The 7,525-nt window shown below is 41.2% G+C and carries 8 protein-coding genes; 5 read left to right on the forward strand and 3 right to left on the reverse strand.

Annotated elements, in window-relative coordinates:
* On the forward strand, positions 1 to 207 hold a 207-nt coding region (locus tag AB4384_RS19980), incomplete at its 5' end, for a hypothetical protein (RefSeq protein ID WP_372130022.1).
* On the opposite strand, the gene AB4384_RS19985 is transcribed toward AB4384_RS19980, so the two are convergent.
* Positions 184 to 1,194: a helix-turn-helix domain-containing protein gene (locus tag AB4384_RS19985; RefSeq protein ID WP_372130023.1), complete on the reverse strand. Its 1,011-nt coding sequence runs from the start codon at positions 1,192 to 1,194 to the stop codon at positions 184 to 186. The genes AB4384_RS19980 and AB4384_RS19985 overlap by 24 nt on opposite strands.
* 96 nt (positions 1,195 to 1,290) lie before the next feature.
* The gene (locus AB4384_RS19990) at positions 1,291 to 2,247 is read right to left on the reverse strand and encodes a helix-turn-helix domain-containing protein (RefSeq protein WP_102321328.1); all 957 of its coding nucleotides are present in this window, start codon (positions 2,245 to 2,247) and stop codon (positions 1,291 to 1,293) included.
* A gap of 269 nt (positions 2,248 to 2,516) precedes the next feature.
* On the opposite strand from AB4384_RS19990, the gene AB4384_RS19995 reads away from it, so the two are divergent.
* Entirely contained in the window at positions 2,517 to 3,281 is a 765-nt protein-coding gene (locus tag AB4384_RS19995) for an EAL domain-containing protein (RefSeq protein WP_372130024.1), read from the forward strand.
* A 209-nt stretch (positions 3,282 to 3,490) separates the two neighbouring features.
* Complete coding sequence (locus tag AB4384_RS20000; RefSeq protein ID WP_102321329.1) at positions 3,491 to 5,362, forward strand: hybrid-cluster NAD(P)-dependent oxidoreductase; 1,872 nt, start codon at positions 3,491 to 3,493, stop codon at positions 5,360 to 5,362.
* A gap of 106 nt (positions 5,363 to 5,468) precedes the next feature.
* On the opposite strand, the gene nadE is transcribed toward AB4384_RS20000, so the two are convergent.
* Positions 5,469 to 6,299: an ammonia-dependent NAD(+) synthetase gene (gene nadE, locus AB4384_RS20005; RefSeq protein ID WP_102393916.1), complete on the reverse strand. Its 831-nt coding sequence runs from the start codon at positions 6,297 to 6,299 to the stop codon at positions 5,469 to 5,471.
* A gap of 109 nt (positions 6,300 to 6,408) precedes the next feature.
* Between nadE and AB4384_RS20010 the strand changes: the two genes are divergently transcribed.
* Together AB4384_RS20010 and AB4384_RS20015 are read left to right on the forward strand one after the other, a co-directional pair.
* Positions 6,409 to 6,930 (forward strand): nicotinate-nicotinamide nucleotide adenylyltransferase, encoded by a 522-nt coding sequence (locus AB4384_RS20010; RefSeq protein WP_017067428.1) that lies wholly within the window; start codon positions 6,409 to 6,411, stop codon positions 6,928 to 6,930.
* Positions 6,931 to 6,957: 27 nt separating this feature from the next.
* The gene (locus AB4384_RS20015) at positions 6,958 to 7,443 is read left to right on the forward strand and encodes a hypothetical protein (RefSeq protein WP_048609737.1); all 486 of its coding nucleotides are present in this window, start codon (positions 6,958 to 6,960) and stop codon (positions 7,441 to 7,443) included.
* The last annotated feature ends 82 nt before the right edge of the window (positions 7,444 to 7,525 follow it).

Here is a 7,525-nt window from a genome sequence, read left to right on the forward strand (position 1 = left end):
GATTTAGGAAACAAAGCCAATTTAAGTGGGAAAATAATGAGGTATATTGGTTCAATAATATCGAATACGAATGTCAAAACTGTAGAGCTGTGTTTTGAAAGATTGAAGCAAGCAGGAGTTCATCCATCAGAACTATCTTTCGATGGATTGGTACTCCTGTTAATGTGCGCGGAAAGAGACCGCTTAGCAACACTGAGAGCTAATTGAGCATGGGTTTGAACAGGTTTGACAGCCTGTAAGCAAGTTCAAGAACTCGGGTTGAGTAAATAGCTGGCTTGTTTTTATGTGCATTAAAGCTTTAGAATAATAGTGTTTACCAATTTTGATTGCACCGTTGGTTGATTTTTTCTCGTACGAAACAACAGAAAATCCCATTTTTTCGAGTACTTCTGCTGAGCTCTTTATAGCAACTGTTGTGTAGTAGTCGGTAATGTTAGCGTGTTTTGCTAGAAACCTGAATTCTCTATTTAATTGTAGACGAAAAGGTCGCTCGTACAGCGAATGATGGCTCACCGCAAAATAAGCTAATTTTCGTCTTTTATTATAAGGAACGGTTTTTCTTAAATCTATTTCATCAATCGACTTTTGAGAAAGTGTTTCAATTTCGGAGATCATACCTTCAGTCGTGAATATAGTGCCTATGTTATGTCCTAATAGCTCCCCTGTGACGCTGTCGACATATTTATAGGCAATGAAACGTTTTTCATTGCAATATTTTAAAAAATCGATTTTATAGAGTCCATGCTTAATATTCTCATCAGAGGTTTTCTCATGAAAAACAAGTACAGAATTTACAATCTCACTATCATTAGAATTTCCAATCGGATATTCACAAACAGGATTGTGTTCGATCATCGATGTTGACTGATAATTTGCTCTGGCGATCAAGTTATTTAAACTACGGTATTTCTCTTCCATCAGAGTATTGAATTGATCAATTCTATTTTTAGAACTAGGGTCTTGATGTTGTAAATGACTAACTTTAGATAGATAAGGCTCAAGATCGTTGGTAAATTCTCGCAAAACACGAATACTACGGCTAAGAGTTGGTTTAGTTGTTCCTCTTTCCCATCGACTAAGTGTAACGGTATCAATGTTCGATAGATCTCCTCCGAGTAAGTTGAGCTTTGTAGCTGCTTGACTTTGTGTTAGTTCATTCGCGATTCGATATTTTTTTAAGTATTCGCCAAACACAGTAGTTTTCTCCAATCTTTTGCATAAGGCGAAGTATTATTATGTGTAGAAACTTAAGATGGTAGGCATCTTAATTTAAAGTCTGTTTGGCTATGCCTAATGATTTTTGATTGAGTATTGGTTATCCCACTGGGTTGTTTTTATGAGGGTTATTATTTCGGGTTGAGAAAGAAGTGTCGCTGTATCAATTTCGTATAAGCAATGTTCGAATGAGCGGTTGCCTAATTTAAAACCTCCTTTTTCTGACTCAATATCAAATGCTATTTTCTTAAATCCAAGTTGCTCTAAAATTTGTCCGATTTCAGGCCATGCACTAAAGAAATAATAACGTTGAACATTTGAATAGTGAATTAGGTTTATAAATTGAGAAACTAACATACATCGAAATATCTGGAAATTAGAAGAGTAACGATTATAATTACAAACCGATAACTTAGTCGAATTTTTATAACTGACAGATTTTGTCAGGTCGATATCAATGATTTTTGAATGAGTAACTTTGTCAAAATAGTCACTTTCGAATATAAAACTAATTGAGTGACCTACCAACTGCCCGCTTTCTGTTATAAATCTTTTTAAAATAGCTCGTTTGTTTTGTTGGTAGTCATATAGATTAATGTCGAAAAAACCCTTCGGTGTATGGATGGCTGTTTCGTAAAAGATTTTAAGGCTAGATAGTATCTTGTCATCATCTTTCAAAAGAAGTGGCATCTCAGTAATTAAAGTTGATTGTGGCTCTTGTGGCTCTTCATAACTTAATGATGAAAGCTTCGTTACCCTGTTATTAAAACGAAGTTGTTCAACCTCGTCTAGTAGCTTTGTTTCGTTTGGATTAGGTATTAATTCATAAAAGTCACTCAGGTCAACCTGTAAACAACGCAAGATTCTTAGGCATTTTGCAAGTGTTGGTTTGGTTTTTCCTCGTTCCCAACGACTGAGAGTTACCACGTCTACAGAGCGAAACTCTTCATTTGCAAGGTTTAACTTAACAGCAAGCTCACTCTGAGTAAGACCTAGTGAGACTCTCAATTCCTTTAAATAGTCACCAAACATACATTATCCCTAAGCGTAATTTGATCTAATTGAAGTATAGTCATCTATGATAGTTTATGGCGTTTTTAATAACCTATCTAAATGTAACAGACTCGAGATTACCGTTTTGAAACGGCATTGTGTATTTGTACAGGAGTTCGTTTAACTACTTATGCAGTTTGTCTTCACGGTTAAGAAGTAGGCATGTAAAGCTACATATGATTTGTTCATGCTAATCCTTGCTAGTTATTGATCTGTAGTATGGATTAATCACAAAAAGAGGTTTGTTTATGAATACGAATATGTTGTCTGAAAATTTACAAGCCGAAGCACTTATTGACGATGTTAATCAGGGATTGTTTTATCCTGTTTTTCAACCGATAACTAATGGCAATGGAACTGTCGGTGCTGAGGTTTTGTTACGTTGGGAAAAAGGGCACGATGTTGAATCGTCAATTCGCTGTCTGTTAGACTCTAAGAAGATTGCATGGTTTACTCAAATATTCTTGTTAAGAGTGTCCGAGGAATTATTGTCTCAGAAGAAAATGATTGATTTTCTGACTATTAATATCTCCCCTGATCACGTTTTAAGTTTCACTTTTCTACGTGATATTTCCCCAATTTGGCAAGCATGTAATAAGTTGGGTATAACCTTATGGATTGAGCTTACTGAGAATGAACAATACCCGGTTGGCATTGACGAGAAAAGGATGATGTCCCAGTTTGGAGTATGTCGTGGTCTTGGAATTAAAATCGCGATAGATGACTATGGCAGTGGTTATAGCACTGGTGAAGCACTGATTAGGGTTGTTAAACCGAACATAGTGAAAATAGATCGGTCGTTAATGAGAAACCGGAGTGATAATTCGACCTTTTGGGAGCGTCTTAGATTTTTAGCTCGGAAGTATCAGATTGAATTGTTATCTGAAGGTATAGAAAACCATGAAGATTTACGTTTTGCACAATCGCAGGGCATAGATTATTTTCAGGGCTATCACTTAGGCAAACCTGGCTCATTGAGTCAATTGTCGAAACAAGGTGCAGCATATTGCTGATCTACTTAAAAATAGCGTGAATAAATTCGGGTTACTTTTAGTGTGTAAAGCATCATCGTTAGTTTCAAGAGTTTTAGGTTTGCCGGAACATAATGCCATTCTATTAGTTTAATCATGCCTACTTAGTATCAAGTGTTTAATGCCTGCCAGTTTATCTATTTATAACCATTTGTTAGCATTGGGACAAACAACAAAACATTGGAATCGTTATGTCGCAGTCACCTTTGGATCAAAAGGCTTTGGAGCAAGAGCTTTCAGGTCAACAGCCCTCCTTATCTCAAATTAATGTGTTTCCGGTTAAATCAGTAGGTGGGATTGCACTCTCTTCTGCTTGGGTCGAAAAACAGGGCCTTACCTTCGACAGACGTTTTATGTTGGCCTTGGCTGACGGCTCAATGGTGACGGCGCGTAAGTACCCTAAAATGGTCAATGTGTCTTCTAGCTTGCAGCCAGACGGTTTGATTTTTACTTACGAAGGCAAAGAACCGCTGCGCCTAAAATATGCAAACTTCAAGATGCAAGAAGCGCCTGCAACAGTGTGGAAAGATAGCTTCACTGCGTATACCACCAACGACGAGGCGGATGATTGGTTCAGTGATGTGTTGGGCGTGCGCGTTGAGCTACTGTTTTCTGGCGAGCAATCGAATCGTGTTCGTGAAAAGCTCGGTCACAATGTGAGTTTTGCTGACGGTTACCCAATGTTAGTGATCAGCCAAGCCTCTCTTGATGAACTCAATCGCCGCAGCCCTGAAACCCATTCAATGGATCAGTTCCGCACCAATTTTGTCGTCTCAAACACTGAAGCGTTTGCTGAAGATGGTTGGAAGCGCATTCGAATTGGTGAGGTTGAATTCGAAGCGGTGAAGCCTTGTGAGCGCTGTATCCTAACGACAGTCGATGTTGAGAGCGGCGAATTCAGAGCAACAAAAGAGCCACTCAATACCTTTTCTACGTTCAGAGCCAATGAACGTGGTGGCGTTTTCTTTGGTCAGAACCTTGTGGCGAAAAATGAAGGTCTGGTGAAAGCGGGTGACGTTGTTGAGGTACTTGAAACCAAAGAGAAAGAACATTACGAAGACTCTTGGGTCGAGTCACTGCACTTAACTTGCGTCGAGCGTGAAGAGATCGCTCGCGACTTCACAACCTTTTGGCTAGAGCCAGCGAAAGAGAACAATTTATTACCAAGCTATCAGCCGGGGCAGCATCTACCGATTGAAATGGTGATTAATGGCGAGAAAGTGTCTCGTCGTTACACGTTATCTTCTAGCCCTTCACGCGCAGGTCGTTTGGCGATTTCCGTGAAGCGAGTGGACGATGGTCAAATCTCAAACTGGCTCAATGATCACTTCCAAGTCGGTGACACGCTAGTTGCTCAGAATCCAGATGGCGCATTCTACTTAGAAGATAACCCAACACATCCATTACTGCTGTTATCAGCGGGAAGCGGCATCACCCCTATGTTGTCGATGCTTCGTTACTTAGCCGACCATGGTCAGATTGATGATGTGGTGTTCTATCACCAATGCAGCAGTGAAGAAGATATCCCTTATCAAGCTGAGATTGATAAGATCGCTCGCGAACATGCTGGTCTAAGTGTGATTTATTCACTAAGCCAACCAACGAAAGAGTGGGATGGTTTGTCAGGTCGTTTGAGTGTGTCTCATGTCGCCAAAATTGAGGACCTTCATAAGCGCCAAGCATTCGTGTGTGGCCCTGACGGCTTTATGGATAATGCCAAGAAATTGCTGATTCAAATGGGGCTGAATCCTCAGCATTATCATCAAGAAGCGTTTGGTGTTGCTCAATCAACGGAAGAAGCGGTGAAGCAACTGCAGTTGAGCGTTAACGGCTACCTGTTCGAAGGCAACAACCAATCAACACTACTAGAGCAAGCTGAGTCGGCAGGTGTGTCTATCGCATCAAGCTGTCGCGCGGGTTTCTGTGGTGCTTGTAAAGTGACCCTTGAGTCTGGGCAAGTTCATCAACCTGATGTACCGGCGTTGCAAGATCATGAACGCAACATGGGGCAAATACTGGCGTGTTGCAGTGTGCCTCAAACTGATATCGAAGTTGTAGACTAACTCGGTAGGTCGGAAGGCCAGAAAGAAAAGCACATTGAATAGAAAAGGCCGGAAGTTCACTGAAATGAACTTCCGGCCTTTTTGATTCTAAGATTAATTCAAACAATTAATCGTAGATCGTTGGGATCGGTTGACGCTTGTGCTGTGTTGCTTTGTAGATGCCTACTAAGCGGTCTGACACGTCTTGAGGGACTTCTTTACCTTCAAGGAAATCATCGATTTGGTCGTAAGAAAGGTTCAATGCTGCTTCGTCGGCTTTCTGTGGATCAAGCTCTTCTAGGTCGGCAGTAGGCACTTTCTTAACCAATAGCTCTGGCGCACCTAGCGTTGCTGCAAGTTCACGAACTTGACGCTTGTTCAGGCCAAACAAAGGCGCTAAATCACATGCGCCGTCACCGTGCTTGGTGTAGAAGCCAGTGATATTTTCAGCTGAGTGGTCAGTACCAATCACAAGACCGCCAACGTAACCTGCAATTTCGTATTGTGCGATCATGCGAGCTCGAGCTTTCACATTGCCTTTCACAAAGTCGATTTTTGCTGAATCTGTTGGTAGTAGGCCTGTGCCCTCTAGAGCAATGTGAGATGCAGCGTGAAGCCCATCAACACCCGCTTTAATGTTTACAGAAACAGATTGAGAAGGCTGAATGAAAGACAGCGCAAGTTGCGCTTCGTCTTCATCTTTTTGTTCACCGTAAGGCAGGCGAACCGCGATGAATTGGTAGTCGTTGCTACCAGCGTTTTCATTTAGGCTATCAACGGCCATTTGTGCTAAACGGCCACAAGTTGTCGAATCCACACCGCCACTGATACCAAGGATCAGAGACTTGCAGCCTGACTGCTGAAGTTTCGTTTTAATAAAGTCCACACGACGAGTCACTTCGAAGTGAGGGTCAATTGAAGGTAGTACGCGCATTTCGTCACGAATTAACTGTTCCATTCGTATTCCTTTCCTGCAAGCAAATTAAAAATCTAGTGTTATCATACCTAAATCATCCGATTTAAAAACCTCTTTGCACAAGCTTAGAAAGAGAAGGCAGTAATTAATAATGGAAAAAATAGCCATTTTCGGTAGTGCGTTTAATCCGCCGAGCTTAGGGCACAAAAGTGTGATTGATTCGTTGGCTCACTTTGACAAAATTCTACTCGTTCCAAGTATTGCCCATGCTTGGGGAAAAGAGATGCTAGACTTTGATACGAGATGTCAGTTAGTTAACGCATTTATTAGCGATCTTTCACTGGATCAAGTGGAGCTTTCTTTGATCGAAAAGAGCCTATTTACCCCAGGTGAAAGCGTCACGACTTATGCCGTGCTCAGTGAACTTCAAAAGTTACATCGTGACGCTGAACTGACGTTTGTTATTGGCCCAGATAACTTCTTTAAGTTCTCATCTTTCTATAAATCAGATGAGATTACCGAGCAGTGGTCTGTAATGGCTTGCCCTGAAAAAGTGAAAATTCGCAGTACAGACATACGTAATGCACTGATAAGTGGAAGCGATGTGGCAAAACTGAGTACAAAGTCAGTTACAAAGATGTTGCAAGATAGTGGACTGTATCAGATAATGTAAGTTCACTAATCAAGAGGTCAGAGGACTATGCTAAAGAGCGCGATACCAGCGACGTTGATCATGGCAGCATGCAGTATGCCTGCGTATGCTGAGTGTGATTTTTTTAGCCTAGATTCGATCATGCTGACTTCTGATGAAGATGACAACTGTCTAGATTTCTCGACCAGCATCGAGTCTTTTGGCCAACGTATGATGGAAATCAGCGGGCTGAGCGATGATGAACCTGAAAGCACACCGGACTATTGGTCTGATTGGGTTCTTCAAAGTAAAGACTCGCCATTGCTGACACAAAGCATTGAGTCAAATTATGTTGGCTTGGGTATGTGGTTTCCAGAAGACCTTGAAGACGAGCAGTATGATATGTCGACTGAAGAGTGGTTGATGAATCATGGTCTTCAACTTAGTATCGGTTTTGGCGAGAAAGTCGAAGGGCAGCCGCGTATGCGCTTTGATTATCGTTGGCACGACTCACGTGACGCCGACCTAATGATGCAGGTTGAGTTGCCATTTTAGACAGGCAGATACACAGATAGATTGCTATCTACGTCTAAATAGTAAGAATTAAAAAAGCCGCAAAAATGAACTGACCCCCAAT

It is taken from the genome of Vibrio sp. 10N.261.51.A4 (genome assembly GCF_041471945.1).
Classification (GTDB): Bacteria; Pseudomonadota; Gammaproteobacteria; order Enterobacterales; family Vibrionaceae; genus Vibrio; species Vibrio crassostreae_C.